This is a genomic window from Thioclava sp. F1Mire-8, from assembly GCF_002213165.1.
Classification (GTDB): Bacteria; Pseudomonadota; Alphaproteobacteria; order Rhodobacterales; family Rhodobacteraceae; genus Thioclava; species Thioclava nitratireducens.
Map to the genome: position 1 here is coordinate 122,007 of NZ_NBNY01000001.1, position 13,951 is coordinate 135,957.

The window sequence follows — 13,951 nt, forward strand, 5'->3', positions numbered from 1 at the left end:
GGAGAAGATCACCATGTCTCTGACACGCATCCTTTCCGCCATAGCATTGGGCCTGATTGCCCAGACCGGATCGGTCCATGCAAAACCGGTCTCGGTGCCGTTCGATCCTCCCCAGGTCGAGGCTGGCAGCGATACCTGCAGCCCCCGGCCTCCGCAGCACGTCCTGACCGAAAGGTGGAAGGACTATGACGGCGGGCCACTGGGCGACCGCGACGTGAGGCTCATCCGCCGCGACCTGCGGCTGCTGCGCCAGAACGACGCGAAACGCTGGTTCGACGTCATCGAGGCGGCGGACCAGCGCCTGCTAAAGTCCGGGGACGGCTACGACAAGACCAACCTTCTTCTGGACCGCATCGACCTTCTCGTCGCTGCGGGCCGGATGCAGGATCTCGCGGATGAAGGTCTGGTCAAGCGCCTGCTCGACATGGCGCCGGCCGGATCGGCTTCGGTCAAACGCACGGCGGCGGAACTGCTCTATAACGGCACCGGTGTCGCGCGCGATCGCAAGCGGGCCATCGCACTCTGGCGTCAGGCCGCCTATGCGGGCGACAGTACCTCGCTGCTGCGCATGGTCGAGCTGTCCTACAAGCAGAAGATCGACGACTGGAACATCGCGCCCAACGTGGCCGTGACCATGGCGCTCGGGAACCTGCTGGGCGATCTCGATCCGCTTCTGTGCGACCGCGTGAACCGCATTGCCGCGATCTTCCGCGACGGCGAGGTCGTCGCACCAGATCCGAAGCTGGCCGAGGACTGGTACCGTTTCGCGGCCAGGCTGGGCGGGGCCAACGCCGCCTGGAACCTTGCCGAAATGAACCGCGAGGCGACCGAAGTCGACCGGGACAACGACCTGATGATGAAGAGCCTGCGTCAGGCGGCGGATTTCGATCTGCCCTACGCGATGCTGCGCCTCGGGGGCATCCTCGAACGCGGTGCCCTGACCGAGCGTGATCCCGAAGAAGCCCGCGCGCTTTACGAGGAGGCCGCCGGTTACGGCGACCCAACCGCGCGGATCCGTCTCGTGAACATCGCCCGCGCCCATAAGAACGAGCCCGGCGGGCGGGCGCGTCTTGCGGATGCGCTGGACCGGATGATCGACGCGCCGGGTACCCCCGCCTGGGCCTATGCACAGCGCGGCAATCTCGTCCTCGAACAGCAGGGGCGGTGGGCCGGCGAGGACCGTGCCGCCAAGCTCTACGCCGAGGCGCTGAAGATCGATCCGACGCTCTCGGCGGCCCGGATGCACCTTGCGGAGATCAAGATCCGCGATGCCGACGGCGAGCAGGACCTGCTCAACATCGTCTCGGAGCTGCGTGACGCGGTCTATATCGACGGCAAGACCGAACCGATGCAGGATCTCCAGGCCATTTTCCAGTGCCGGTCACGGGATGCCCCGATCCTCTCGGAGTCGAAATACTGGACGAAGATGGAAGAATTCGCCGGCGACTCGACGGTCGAACTCACTCCGAGCCAGCTCGACGCGGTGAACCCCCAAGACGATCCGCTGACGGTGGCCCGGCTGCAATCGCAGGCGATCAACATGCGCGCGCGGTCGCTGGCCAATTTCCATGACGTGAACCCCGAAGGCGCGGGCGACAAGATGCGCCGGATGACAGAGGCCTCGGGTGGCGCGCTCTACACGGCGGAAGCGAAACTCGCGCTCAATCGCGGCCATGTCGGCGCCGCCGAGGATTTTCTGGCGCAGGCCATCGACGCGGGAGAGACGGGGGCGAAGACGCTCTACCTCTCTGTGCTGGGAAGCCGCACCGAACTCGACAAGAGCCAGCGTGAACGGATGATCTCGCTCGCCCGCGACCTTGCGAAGAACGGCAACGGCACCGCGATCGGGGTTCTGATCGATCACGGTATCATGGATTCCGACACGGCATGGCGAACCTATCGCGACGCCATCGCGCGAAACGGGGACGTGAAGGCCATGCTCTTCGCGCTGCCCTATCTCAAGAAGGCCGGCGATGTCGCGACCTACCGGGCCCGCATTCGCAGCACCATCGACTGCACGACGTCCATGGCGCTCGACTATGCACATGTCCTGCGCAAGATCGACGCCAAGGATGGGGCGCATCATTGGCTCAAGATCGCGAGCGCGGTTTCCGAAGGCGACGGGTGGGAAGACGTGGCCGTTGCCGACGCCCTGCGCGAAATGGGGTCGTCCGAGGACGACAAGGCGCGCGCGATGAAGCTTTACCGCGCTGCCGCAGACCGTGGCTATCCCCTTGCGCTGCGCCGGCTTCTGTCGCTGCGCCAGGACGGCAAGATCGAGATGAGCACCGAGAAGACGGCCGCGATGACGGTCCGCCTGCTGAAGATCGCGGCGCCCAAGGACATCGCCGATATCTTCAATTTCCTCGAATATTCGGACCCGAAAGTGCGCGAGATCGTTAACGCGAAGGTAGATCGCCGTGCCCTTTACGCCGAGGCCGCAAAGAAGGGGAATGCCGCGGCACAGCTCGAACTGGCCCGGATCGTGCGCGAAAGCGACGCACCCGACGACACGGCAGAGCGCTACGCCTCGCTGCTGCAAAGCGCGGCAGACGGGGGCAACGCCGACGCGATGTATCTGTTGTCGCAGGCCTATGCCTACGGGGTTGGCGTCGACCAATCCATGGAGCGGTCGCGGAAACTGCTTCTCGCCGCCGCCCGTGCGGGCAACGAAACGGCCGCCGCCACGGCGCGCCTCATTCAGCAACGCGAGACACGAAAGTAGAGTCATGAAACGATTTCTCATCATCGGGGCGCTCGTCGCTGCCTTGCCGGCGCCCGCCCTCTGGGCGCAGGACGCAAGCGACGTCACCTGCATGAACGTGCCAGAGCCCGTCGTCTCTCTCGACTATGGCAGCCGCTACACGGACGACAGCAAGGACCGTTCGGACATCGACAAAGCCTCGAACGCGGCGGTGAACGAGGCGCTGGGCCCGATCGACGATTTCATCGTGGATCTCACCGGCAAGGCCAACAAGGCCGCAAAGGGCGGGGACGGCGCCGAGGACGCCGCCGCCTGCGTGGTGGACGCGCTTAACGTCTGGGCGAAAGCTGATGCGCTCAGCGATCTTCAGAGCATGAACGCCAATCTCTCCTCCCCGTCGCGCTTCGGCGCGATGGCGCTGGCCTATCTTCAGGCCGAATCCGCGACGGAGGTCGATCCCGACAAGGCGAAAACGATCGAGGACTGGCTGAAGGCGCGGGCGCGTCACACTGCCAAGTGGTTCGACACCGAGGCGCCGGACATGGCGAGTCAGAACAACCTGCGCGCCTGGGCAGGGCTCGCCGCGGCGGCCGTCGGCAATGCTGCGGGCGACGATTACCTCAAGGCCTGGGCCAATACGAGCTTCGCGCTCGTCGCCTGTCAGGCCGACGAGGACGGCGCGCTGAAATGGGAGATGGAGCGCGGTCCCCGCGCGCTGCACTATCAGCTTCACGCCGTCGCCCCGCTCGTAGTCGGCGCGGCGCTTCTGCAAGGTGATGGCTATCCGACCTTCGACATGTGCGACGGCGCGATCCATCGCGCGGTCAAATTCATCCCGGCTGCCTTCGACAACCTCGACATGGTCGCCGAGAAGGCCGGCGAGGAGCAGACCTTCGCCACCGGCGACGAAAAGCTGAAAAGCTTCGAACTGGCTTGGGCCGATGCGTATCTGTCGCTCTTTGACGCGCCGGAAATCGCTTCCTTCGTCGAGGAGTATCGCCCCCTCAGCAATTCCAAGCTCGGCGGTGAACAATCCGCCCTGTGGTAAGCGAGGCGAAGCCGAAGCGAAGGGTCCGCCCTGATGTCCGGACGGGCAGGGCGGACCTCACCGGAGCTTAGCTCCACATCTGTCGCATGGACGCTGCGACGTCGATGGGGGCGGGGGTAGGGCGTTGGGCCGCCCCGCCATGTTGCACCGGCGACCAGTGAACGGACTCGAAATGGTGCAGGATTTCCCGCGGGATGAACCGCGTCCGCATCGCATAGACATGCCGGTCGCCGTTGCGGGTCTGTTGCGTGACGTAGAACCGCAGCGGTAGCCCCAGGGTCAACTGATCCTTCGCCCGCGTCATCGCGACGTAGAGCAGCCGCCGCTCCTCCTCCAATTCGTGGCTCGAACCGGTCCCGAGGTCTGACGGCATGCAGCCGTCGACGGCGTTCAGCAGATGGACCGATTTCCATTCCTGCCCCTTGGCCGAGTGGATGGTCGACAGGATCAGGTAATCCTCGTCCTTGAGTGGCACGCCCGCCTGATCGCTGGTGGCGTCGGGCGGATCGAGCGTGAGGTCGGTCAGGAACGCCTCGGCCGACGGGTAGCCGGTCGCGATCTGTTCGAGTTGCAGCAGATCGGCGCGCCGGGCCTCGGCATCCTCGTGCAGCCGGTCGAGATGCGGGTCGTACCATGCGCGGGCAAGGCCAAGTGCTACGGGCCATGCGGCCTGCGTGCTCATGGCCTCGACAAAGCCTTCCCAGTCCGCTCCGGCGCGGGCTGGCGGCGCGACATCGGCAAGCGCTGCGCGGGGATCGGGGGCGAGGTCGAGCGCGTCCAGAATGCGCCCCGCCGCCTTGGGCCCGATGCCCGGCATCAGTTGCAGCACCCGGAACCCCGCCACACGGTCGCGCGGATTGCGTGCCAGCCGCAGGAACGACAGCAGGTCTTTCACATGCGCGCTGTCGAGGAACTTGAGCCCGCCGAATTTCACGTAAGGCACATTGCGCCGCGTGAGTTCGGCCTCGATCTGTACCGAGTGGCTGGAAGTGCGGAACAGCACCGCCTGCTCCTTGAGCTTCATGCCGGTCTCGCGGTTCTCGAGAATACGATCGACCATGAAACGCGCCTGCTCGGTCTCCGTCTGGACGGTCACCAGCTGAGGTTTCGGCCCCGAAGCGCGCTCGGTCCAGAGATCCTTGGTGAACCGCTCTTTCGCGAGGCCGATGACCGCGTTGGCTGCGGCGAGGATCGGCTGGGTCGAGCGGTAGTTGCGGTCGAGCGTGATGACATCGGCGCGCTGGTCGAAACTGTCGGGAAAATCGAGGATGTTGCGCACGGTGGCGGCCCGGAAGGCATAGATCGACTGGGCGTCATCTCCGACCACGGTCAAGCCGCGCCCGTCCGGTTTCAGCGCCTTCAGGATACGCGCCTGCAGACGGTTGGTGTCCTGATACTCGTCGATCAGAACGTGGTCCCAGGCCCCGCCGATATGCGCGGCAAACCCCGGATCCGCCATGACCTGCGCCCAGGCCAGCAACAGGTCGTCGTAATCGAGCACGTTCTGCGCCTGCTTTGCCTGCACGTAAGCGCCGAAGAGTTGCTTCAGCTCCTCCTGCCACTGCGCGCACCACGGAAAGCTGTCGCGCAGCACCTCGCCCAGCGGCGTTTCGGCATTCACCGTGCGGGAATAGATCGCAAGGCAGGTGCCCTTGGCGGGAAAGCGGCTTTCGGTTTTCGAAAAGCCCAGCCCGTGACGGCAGAGATTCATCAGATCGGCGCTGTCTTCGCGGTCATGGATCGAGAACTCCGGGTGAAGCCCGATCGACAGCGCATGCTCGCGCAGGATCCGCGCGCCGATGCCGTGGAACGTCCCGGCCCATGTCAGGGCCTCGGCGGCGACAGCTGTGCCCATGGCCTGCGCGGTGATCCGTTCCACCCGACGCGTCAGCTCGGTCGCGGCGCGGCGCGAGAAGGTCATCAGCAGGATGCGTCGCGGATTGGCGCCGTTGACCAGCAGATGCGCGACCCGGTGGGCGAGCGTATTGGTCTTGCCCGACCCGGCTCCCGCGATCACCAGAAGCGGCGGCGAGAGCGCCTCGCCGCCGACGCCGAATTCCACCGCGGCCCGCTGGTTGTCGTTCAGCTTGTCGAGATAGCCTGCCTCTGGCATTCCCTGTCCCCCGTTCCGGTCCGTGGAGGAAAGTTAACGGAATGGGAACGAAATGAGAACTTGAAATGTTCGCCTTTCGTGCCGAGCTTGCACGGTGGGCTATCAGCCGCCGACTGAACGCGCGCGGCGCCCGATCACCTGCACCAGCGACATCACGATCAGCCCCGCAGCTGCGATCATGAAAGCCGCGGCGAGCGGACGTTCGAGAAAGACCATCGGGTCGCCGCGGGCGATGAGCAGGGCGCGGCGCAGGTTGGTCTCGATCAGCGGGCCCAGCACGAAGCCCAACAGCAGAAGCGCCGGGTTGAACCGGGCCAGCGAGAGCGCGTAGCCCACCAACCCGATCGCGGCGACGGCGAACATGTCGAAGCTGGATCCCCGCACCGAATAGACGCCGAGGCAGACGAAAATCAGGATCGCCGGATAGAGCCAGCGGAACGGGATACGCAGCATCGACACCCAGATGCCGATCAGCGGCAGGTTCAGGATCAGGAGCAGCAGGTTGCCGATGCCGAAGCTCGCGATCAGGCCCCAGAACATGTCGGGCCTTGCATCGAGCATCAGTGGGCCGGGCTGCACGCCGTGAATGACCAGCGCGCCCAGCATCAGCGCCATGATCGGATCGCCCGGGATGCCAAGCGCGAGCGTGGGGACGAAGGCGCTGATCGCGGCGGCGTTGTTGGCGGCCTCGGGCCCCGCGATGCCCTCGATCGCGCCGGTGCCGAACTGCTCGGGTCGGCGTGAAATCCGACGTTCCGCAGCATAGGCGAGGAAGGAGGAGATCGTCGAACCGGTGCCGGGCAGCGCGCCGAAGAAGCTGCCGAGGCTGGCGCCGCGCAGGGCGGGGAAGGGGATGCGGCGCAGCTCTGCCCGGCTGGGCAACAGCTCGCGCAGCGCGACGCGGGGCGGCACGCCGGTACGCTCGGCGACGTGGATATTGGCGATCACCTCGGCCACCCCGAACAGGCCCATTGCGAGCGCCACGAGGTTGACGCCGTCCATCAGCTCGGTCTGGCCGAAGGTGAAACGTTGAACGCCGGAATTCACATCGGTGCCGATGCAGCCGAGGATCAGCCCCAGCACCACCATCGCCAGCCCCTTGGCGGGGTATTTCGCCCCCACCGTCGAGGCGGCGACGAGGCCGAGGATCATCATCGCGGCATATTCCGCCGCACCGAAGGCGATCGCTGCCCGCGCCAGCGCGCCCGACAGCAGGATCAACACGACGATCCCGATTATCGAGCCGGAGAAGCTGGAGATCATCGAGGTGAAAAGCGCCACGCCCGCGCGGCCGCTCTGGGCCAGCGGATAGCCGTCGAGAGTTGTCACCGCCGATTGTGGAGTCCCGGGCAGGCGTAGCAGGATCGAGGCCACCGCGCCGCCATATTGCGAGCCGTAATAGACCCCGGCCAGCATCACCAGCGCCGCCTCGGGCGACAGGTAATAGGTGATCGGCAGCAGCAGCGAGATCGTCGCCATCGCGCCGATCCCGGGCAGGACGCCCACGAAGGTTCCGAGGAGCACGCCGAACACGCAATAGATCAGCACGTCGGGTTGCGCCGCGACGCTCAGCCCGTGAAGGAACCCGTCCCAACCGCTCATAGCCAGATGCCTCTCATCGTCCCGGCCAGAGCGGGACGATCATTTTCAATCCGAAGGAGAACACCGCGACCGACAGGAGCGTGACGACGAGCGCGAGCGCGATGCGCCAGCCGATCCGGCGATCGGGAGCGGCCAGCGTCGCGATCAGTACGCTGGCCAACGTCACCGGCACCAGCCCCACGCGGTCGAGGCCCGCGGCAAAGACGAGGATCGCCGCCAGCACCGCGAGACATTCCTTCCACGCGATGCGGATCGCCTCACCACGCCGGGCGAGGGCGGGTAGGGCGATCATCACCCCCAAGACCGCCAGCACGCCGCCGAGAAGCGCCGGGAAGAACCCCGGCCCCATCCGGCGCAGCGAGCCGATCTCGTAGTGATCCACCGCGTAGAGGGTGACGAAGAGGCCGATGGCGACCAGAAGGACGCCACCCGCCAAATCAGGAATGTCCCGCTTCATCGATCAGTTCTTCGCGTCGATCCGGTCGAGCACCGCGCCCCAGACCTTGGTGTCCTCGGCGATGCGCTGTTTCAGATCCTCGGGCGAGCCGCCCGCCGCCTGCCAGCCCATGTCCAGCAGCCGCTTCTGCACGGCGTCATCCGCGAGGATCGCGTTGATATCGGTGTTGAGCGTGTCGATGATCGCAGGATCCGTCCCTGCGGGGGCGATGAAGGCGTTCCACAGCTCGGCGCGGAAATCGTCGGGCAGACCGGCCTGACCCGCCATGACCGGGACGCCCGGGGCCTGCGCGAACGGCTTCTCGGAGGTGATGCCGAGGATCTTCAGCTTGCCCGCCTCGACATATTGCATCGCAGCCGAGGGCGCCATGAAGCCGCAATCGATCTCGTGCGCGATGATCGCGGTGGTGACCTCGGCATAGGAGGTGAAGGGGATATGCAGCATCTCGACGCCGGCGCGGTCCGAGAACAGCTCTGCTGTCAGATGCGCGCCCGAGCCCTTGCCGACCGAGCCGTAGGCCAGCGCCTCGGGCTCTTTCCCGGCGGCTTTCACGAAGCCCGCGAGATCGTCGGCGGGGAAATCGGCAGCCACGACAAGCACCAGCGGCGAGGTCGCGATCAGCGTGACCGGCGCGATATCCTTGGCGACGTCATAGCCGAGATTCGGCGTCAGGCGCGGTGCGGTGGTCAGCGGGCCGTTGATCGTGGTGGCGAAGGTGTTCTTCTGATCCTGCGCGTTCAGCATCTGCTGGATGCCGATCACGCCGCCCGCGCCGGGCTTGTTCTCGATCACGATGGGCTGGCCCAGCTTGTCGGCCAGTGGCTCGGTCACGATCCGTGCCAGCAGGTCGGGCGAAGAGCCCGCGGGGAAGCCCACGAATACGTGCTGCGGCTGGCTCGGCCAGTTGGCATTCTGTGCCAGAGCGGGCTTGCAAAGCGAAACAGCGGCAGCGCCCAAAAGGGCCGCGCGACGCGAAATGATCATGGTAGAGCCTCCCGGAGTCATATTTGGCAAAAATGCCCGTAATCGCGCGCAAGATTGCGGAATGTTCTGGGCTTGGCAAGGCGTTACCGGAAATTGGTCGGCATCGGCGCACCTGCTATTCCGCCGCCAGCCGCAACAGTTCGTCGCGCAGTCTGAGCGCGAGTGGCGACAGCGGGCGCCGCTTGAGGCAGAGCAGGTAATAGGGCGACACGCTTAGCTGATGGTGCATCCGCAGGATCTTGAAGCTCGCATTCACCGGCGCGCGGATCAGCAGTTGCGCGACCTCTTCCGAGACCGAGGCGACCGCGTCGCTCTGCGCGAGATAGGCGATGGTGAACAGAAGCGAGGGGCTGTTCACGCAGTCGCGCGGCTCGGACAGGCCGAGCGCGGCGAAAGCCTCGAAGGTGGCCTCCCGGATCGGCGCGCCGCGCTGCTGCATGATCCATTCATACTCGCCCAGCTCGGTCATCGTCACGATGGGCGCGCGGGCCAGCGGGTGATCGGAGCGCACGAGGAAGACGACCTTCTCGTCGCGCATCGGCGTGATGTCGAACAGCGCGCTGTCGAATTCGGGCAGAACCCGGGCGAGGATGAAATCCATCTCCCCCGCCGCGAGATAGCCCAGAAGATCGCGCGAAGGCAGAACCTCCACGGAGATGTCGGTCTCGGGCGAGGCGCGCTTGATCGCGCGGATCGCGGGCACGAGATAGCCCACCGCCGGGCCGGTCACCGCGCCGATCCGCACCCGCCCGGCGTGGCCGTGGCGCAGCGCCTCGATGTCGGAGCTCATGCTCTCCAGTTCGCGCAGAACCGCGCGGGCGCGGCGCAGGACGGTGAGCCCGATCTCGGTCGGCTCCATCCCGGTGGGCAGACGGTTGAAGAGGGGGGCGCCGACGCGGCGCTCCACCTCGGCCAGCATCCGCGACGCGGCCGGCTGGGTCATCGCGCAGCTTTCGGCGGCGAGTTGCAACTGGCCGGATTCAGCGACGGCGCGAATCAGGCGCAGCTGCGCCGGTTTCAACATCAGGTGGGAAAGTGACATATCAATATTGGTATGCAGATCGCGTAGAATGTAATTTTATCATCATGCACCGACATTGCTAGTGTCTCTTCCACGCCCGGTATCGGGCTGCGCGAGGAGATCGACGGACCGCGCACCGTCATAGGGAGGACACCATGAAAATCAAAACCGCCGCCGCAGCGCTGGCGATCGGCACCGCATTGCTCGGGACCGGCGCCTGGGCCGAAACTGTCGGCATCTCGATGCCCACCAAATCGTCGGCCCGCTGGATTTCCGACGGCAACTCGATGGTCGAGCAGTTCCAGGCCGCAGGCTACGACACCGATCTGCAATACGCCGAAGACGACATTCCCAACCAGCTCGCCCAGGTCGAGAACATGATCACCAAGGGCGTGGACGTTCTGGTGATCGCCGCGATCGACGGCACCACACTGTCGAACGCGCTGGCCAACGCGAAGGCCGCCGATATCAAGGTCATCGCGTACGACCGCCTGATCCGCGACACCCCGGATGTCGACTATTACGCGACCTTCGACAACTTCAAGGTCGGCGTCGAGCAGGCCAATTCGCTGGTGCAGGGCCTCGAAGAGCGTTTCCCCGATCAGAAGCCGTGGAATGTCGAGCTGTTCGGCGGCTCGCCGGACGACAACAACGCCTATTTCTTCTACAACGGCGCGATGTCGGTGCTGCAGCCGCTCATCGACTCGGGTGATATTGTCATCCCCTCGGGCCAGATGGGCATGGACACGGTCGGCACGCTGCGCTGGGACGGTGCGGTCGCACAGGCGCGCATGGATAATCTGCTCTCGGCCAACTACACCGACAAGAAGGTGCAAGGGGTTCTGTCTCCCTATGACGGGCTGTCGATCGGCATTCTGTCCTCGCTCAAGGGCGTGGGCTACGGGTCCGGCGACATGAAGATGCCGATCGTCACCGGTCAGGACGCCGAAATCCCCTCGGTGAAATCGATCCTCGCGGGCGAGCAGTATTCGACCATCTTCAAGGACACCCGCGAACTGGCGAAAGTCACCGTCGGTATGGTCAACGCGATGCTCAAGGGCGGCGAGCCCGAGATCAACGACACCGAGACCTATGACAATGGCGTCAAGGTGATCCCGTCCTTCCTGCTCCAGCCGGTGCCGGTGGACAAATCGAACTGGGAAAAGGTTCTGATCGACTCCGGTTACTACACCAAGGATCAGATCGAGTAAGCCGGGCCTGCCCCGACTTGCCACGCTGGCCGCCCTTCGGGGCGGCCAATTCCCCCCGATTTGACGCCGGAGAGGTCGGATGACCACCCTTCTTGAAATGCGCAACATCACCAAGACTTTTCCTGGTGTGAAAGCGCTCGACGACGTCTCGATCGCGGTCCGCGAGGGCGAAATCCACGCGATCTGCGGCGAGAACGGCGCGGGAAAATCGACCCTGATGAAAGTGCTCTCAGGCGTCTATCCCGCAGGCAGCTACGACGGCGAGATCGTCTATGACGGCACCGCTGCCGAATTCCGCGACATCCGCGACAGCGAGGATCGCGGCATCATCATCATTCACCAGGAGCTGGCGCTCGTGCCGCTTCTGTCGATTGCCGAGAACATCTACCTCGGCAATGAACGCGCCCAGAGCGGCGTGATCAACTGGCAGGAAACCTTCCAGCAAACCGAGGGCCTGCTGAAGAAGGTCGGGCTGCGAGAGGCGCCCGGAACGCTGGTCGACAGCCTCGGCGTGGGCAAGCAGCAGCTTGTCGAGATCGCGAAGGCTCTGTCGAAGAACGTGCGCCTGCTGATCCTCGACGAGCCGACTGCGGCTCTGTCGGAATCCGACAGCCAGGCGCTCCTCGATCTGCTGCTGGAGCTGAAGGCGCAGGGCGTGACCTCGATCATCATCAGCCACAAGCTGAACGAGGTGAAGCGCGTGGCCGACAGCGTGACCGTGATCCGCGACGGGGCCACGATCTCCACCATTGACGCGCGCGGCGGCGATCTTACCGAGGACCGCATCGTGCGCGACATGGTGGGCCGCGACATGGCGCATCGCTTCCCCGACCGGACCCGTCGCGCGGGCGAGGTGCTGTTCGAGCTGAAGAACTGGAACGTGCGCCACCCCGAACACCGCGACCGCCAGATGATCCGCGACCTGTCGATGCATGTCCGTGCCGGCGAGGTAGTGGGCATCGCGGGGCTGATGGGCTCGGGCCGCACGGAACTTGCCATGAGCGTCTTCGGGCGCAGCTACGGGCGCGACATCTCGGGCGAGGTGCTGATCCACGGCAAGCCCGCCGATGTCTCGACCGTCGACCGCGCCATCGCGGCTGGGCTCGCCTATGTCACAGAGGACCGCAAGAGCCTCGGGCTGATCCTCGAGGAGACCATTCAGCGCAACACCACGCTGGCCAATCTCGGCGCGGTGGCGAAGAACGGCGTTGTCGAGGATTATCGCGAAACCGAGGTGGCCGAGAAATACCGCCGCGACCTCAATATCCGCACGCCCTCGGTGTTCCAGAAGGTGATGAACCTCTCGGGCGGCAACCAGCAGAAAGTCGTGCTCGCGAAATGGCTCTTTACCGAGCCGGAGGTGTTGATCCTCGACGAGCCGACGCGCGGCATCGATGTCGGTGCGAAATACGAAATCTACGGGATCATCAACGAACTGAGCGCGGCCGGGAAGGCCGTCATCATGATCTCTTCGGAGATGCCGGAACTCCTGGGCATGTCCGACCGGATCTATGTGATGAACGAGGGCAGTTTCGTGGGCGAGTTGAACGCCGACGAGGCCAGCCAGGAGTGCATCATGTCCTTGATCGTTAGGGAATAGGAAAAGTCATGGACCAGATCGAACAAGCGAATTCCGAGCCCTCCGGTGGCCTTGGGATCGGCGCCTATATCGCGCGCCACATCCGCGAATACGGACTGCTGTTTGCGTTGATCGCGATCATGCTGTTCTTCCAGATCGTGACGGGCGGCACGCTGCTCAAACCGGTCAACATCACCAACCTGTTCCTGCAGAACAGCTACATCATCATCATGGCGCTGGGCATGCTGCTGGTGATCGTGGGGGGCAATATCGACCTCTCGGTCGGCTCTGTCATGGGCTTCATCGGGGCCTTCGCCGCCGTGCTGATCGTATCGATGGACCTGCCGGTCGCGGTGGCGATCCCGGCGTGCCTCGTCATGGGCATGGCGATCGGCGCGGTGCAGGGTTATTTCGTGGCCTATTGGAAGATCCCGTCCTTCATCGTGACGCTGGCGGGGATGCTGGTGTTCCGCGGGCTGTCGCTCTGGCTGCTCGAAGGACAGTCCATCGGCCCGTTCCCGAAATCGTTCCAGGCGCTCTCGACCGGGTTCATCGCTGACCCGTTCGGCGTGGGCCGCCCCAATTCGCTGGCGCTGGCGGTGGGTGTCGCCGCGGTGGTACTGCTGGTGTGGCTGGGCGTCCGTGCGCGCTCCCGCGATGCGCGCTACGGGATCGAGGGCGAACCCCTTGGCCTCTTCGTGCTGCGCAACGCCATCGTCGCCGCAGCCCTTCTCTTCGTGACATGGAAGCTCGCATGGTTCCGCGGCCTGCCCAACGTGCTGCTGTCGATGGTGATCCTGACGATCATCTATGTCTTCGTCACCGAACGCACCACGCTGGGCCGCCGGGTCTACGCGGTGGGCGGCAATGCGAAGGCGGCCAAGCTGTCGGGCATCCGCACAGAGCGGCTGACCTTCCTGACCTTCGTGAACATGGGCCTGCTGGCCGCGCTCGCCGGTCTCGTCTTTGCCGCACGCCTGAACACCGCCACGCCGAAAGCGGGCTTCGCGGTGGAGCTGGACGTGATCGCGGCGGTCTTCATCGGCGGTGCTTCGATGTCGGGCGGCTCGGGCAAGATCATCGGCGCGGTCGTCGGCGCCTTCATCATGGGCGTGATGAATAACGGCATGTCGATCCTCGGGATTGGCATCGATTACCAACAGGTCATCAAGGGGCTCGTGCTGCTCGCCGCCGTCTTCTTCGATGTTTACAACAAGAACAAGGAAGCCTGA

The 13,951-nt window shown here is 65.0% G+C and carries 10 protein-coding genes; 5 read left to right on the forward strand and 5 right to left on the reverse strand.

The window, feature by feature from the left end; genetic code table 11:
• The first annotated feature begins 13 nt into the window (after positions 1-13).
• Complete coding sequence (locus B6V75_RS00590; RefSeq protein ID WP_088718391.1) at positions 14-2,725, forward strand: SEL1-like repeat protein; 2,712 nt, start codon at positions 14-16, stop codon at positions 2,723-2,725.
• A 4-nt stretch (positions 2,726-2,729) separates the two neighbouring features.
• Complete coding sequence (locus B6V75_RS00595) at positions 2,730-3,752, forward strand: alginate lyase family protein (RefSeq protein ID WP_075777061.1); 1,023 nt, start codon at positions 2,730-2,732, stop codon at positions 3,750-3,752.
• Between the two features lie 67 nt (positions 3,753-3,819).
• Here the strand turns inward: B6V75_RS00595 and B6V75_RS00600 are convergent, their stop codons facing one another.
• From B6V75_RS00600 to B6V75_RS00620, 5 genes are all read right to left on the reverse strand, one after another.
• On the reverse strand, positions 3,820-5,865 hold the full coding sequence (locus B6V75_RS00600; protein WP_088718393.1) for an ATP-dependent helicase: 2,046 nt from the start codon (positions 5,863-5,865) through the stop codon (positions 3,820-3,822).
• Positions 5,866-5,967: 102 nt separating this feature from the next.
• Positions 5,968-7,467: a tripartite tricarboxylate transporter permease gene (locus B6V75_RS00605; protein ID WP_088718394.1), complete on the reverse strand. Its 1,500-nt coding sequence runs from the start codon at positions 7,465-7,467 to the stop codon at positions 5,968-5,970.
• 13 nt (positions 7,468-7,480) lie between these two features.
• Positions 7,481-7,924 carry a tripartite tricarboxylate transporter TctB family protein gene (locus B6V75_RS00610; protein ID WP_088718395.1) on the reverse strand — a complete coding sequence of 148 codons (444 nt, stop codon included), beginning with the start codon at positions 7,922-7,924 and terminating at the stop codon, positions 7,481-7,483.
• 3 nt (positions 7,925-7,927) lie between these two features.
• Positions 7,928-8,908, reverse strand: coding sequence for a tripartite tricarboxylate transporter substrate binding protein (locus tag B6V75_RS00615; protein ID WP_158275097.1), 981 nt, complete (start codon positions 8,906-8,908; stop codon positions 7,928-7,930).
• A gap of 115 nt (positions 8,909-9,023) precedes the next feature.
• Positions 9,024-9,950 carry a LysR family transcriptional regulator gene (locus B6V75_RS00620; protein ID WP_075777066.1) on the reverse strand — a complete coding sequence of 309 codons (927 nt, stop codon included), beginning with the start codon at positions 9,948-9,950 and terminating at the stop codon, positions 9,024-9,026.
• Positions 9,951-10,084: 134 nt separating this feature from the next.
• On the opposite strand from B6V75_RS00620, the gene chvE reads away from it, so the two are divergent.
• The 3 genes from chvE to mmsB all read left to right on the forward strand — a co-directional run bounded on the left by chvE (position 10,085) and on the right by mmsB (position 13,951).
• Positions 10,085-11,140, forward strand: coding sequence for a multiple monosaccharide ABC transporter substrate-binding protein (chvE, locus tag B6V75_RS00625; RefSeq protein WP_075777067.1), 1,056 nt, complete (start codon positions 10,085-10,087; stop codon positions 11,138-11,140).
• A gap of 79 nt (positions 11,141-11,219) precedes the next feature.
• Positions 11,220-12,740 carry a multiple monosaccharide ABC transporter ATP-binding protein gene (mmsA, locus tag B6V75_RS00630; protein WP_088718397.1) on the forward strand — a complete coding sequence of 507 codons (1,521 nt, stop codon included), beginning with the start codon at positions 11,220-11,222 and terminating at the stop codon, positions 12,738-12,740.
• Positions 12,741-12,748: 8 nt separating this feature from the next.
• Positions 12,749-13,951: a multiple monosaccharide ABC transporter permease gene (gene mmsB / locus B6V75_RS00635; protein WP_075777069.1), complete on the forward strand. Its 1,203-nt coding sequence runs from the start codon at positions 12,749-12,751 to the stop codon at positions 13,949-13,951.

Coding starts and splice junctions, on each gene's coding strand:
- B6V75_RS00590 (WP_088718391.1), top strand. CDS start 14: ATGTCTCTGACACGCATCCTTTCCGCCATAGCATTGGGCCTGATTGCC.
- B6V75_RS00595 (WP_075777061.1), top strand. CDS start 2,730: ATGAAACGATTTCTCATCATCGGGGCGCTCGTCGCTGCCTTGCCGGCG.
- B6V75_RS00600 (WP_088718393.1), bottom strand. CDS start 5,865: ATGCCAGAGGCAGGCTATCTCGACAAGCTGAACGACAACCAGCGGGCC.
- B6V75_RS00605 (WP_088718394.1), bottom strand. CDS start 7,467: ATGAGCGGTTGGGACGGGTTCCTTCACGGGCTGAGCGTCGCGGCGCAA.
- B6V75_RS00610 (WP_088718395.1), bottom strand. CDS start 7,924: ATGAAGCGGGACATTCCTGATTTGGCGGGTGGCGTCCTTCTGGTCGCC.
- B6V75_RS00615 (WP_158275097.1), bottom strand. CDS start 8,908: ATGATCATTTCGCGTCGCGCGGCCCTTTTGGGCGCTGCCGCTGTTTCG.
- B6V75_RS00620 (WP_075777066.1), bottom strand. CDS start 9,950: ATGTCACTTTCCCACCTGATGTTGAAACCGGCGCAGCTGCGCCTGATT.
- chvE (WP_075777067.1), top strand. CDS start 10,085: ATGAAAATCAAAACCGCCGCCGCAGCGCTGGCGATCGGCACCGCATTG.
- mmsA (WP_088718397.1), top strand. CDS start 11,220: ATGACCACCCTTCTTGAAATGCGCAACATCACCAAGACTTTTCCTGGT.
- mmsB (WP_075777069.1), top strand. CDS start 12,749: ATGGACCAGATCGAACAAGCGAATTCCGAGCCCTCCGGTGGCCTTGGG.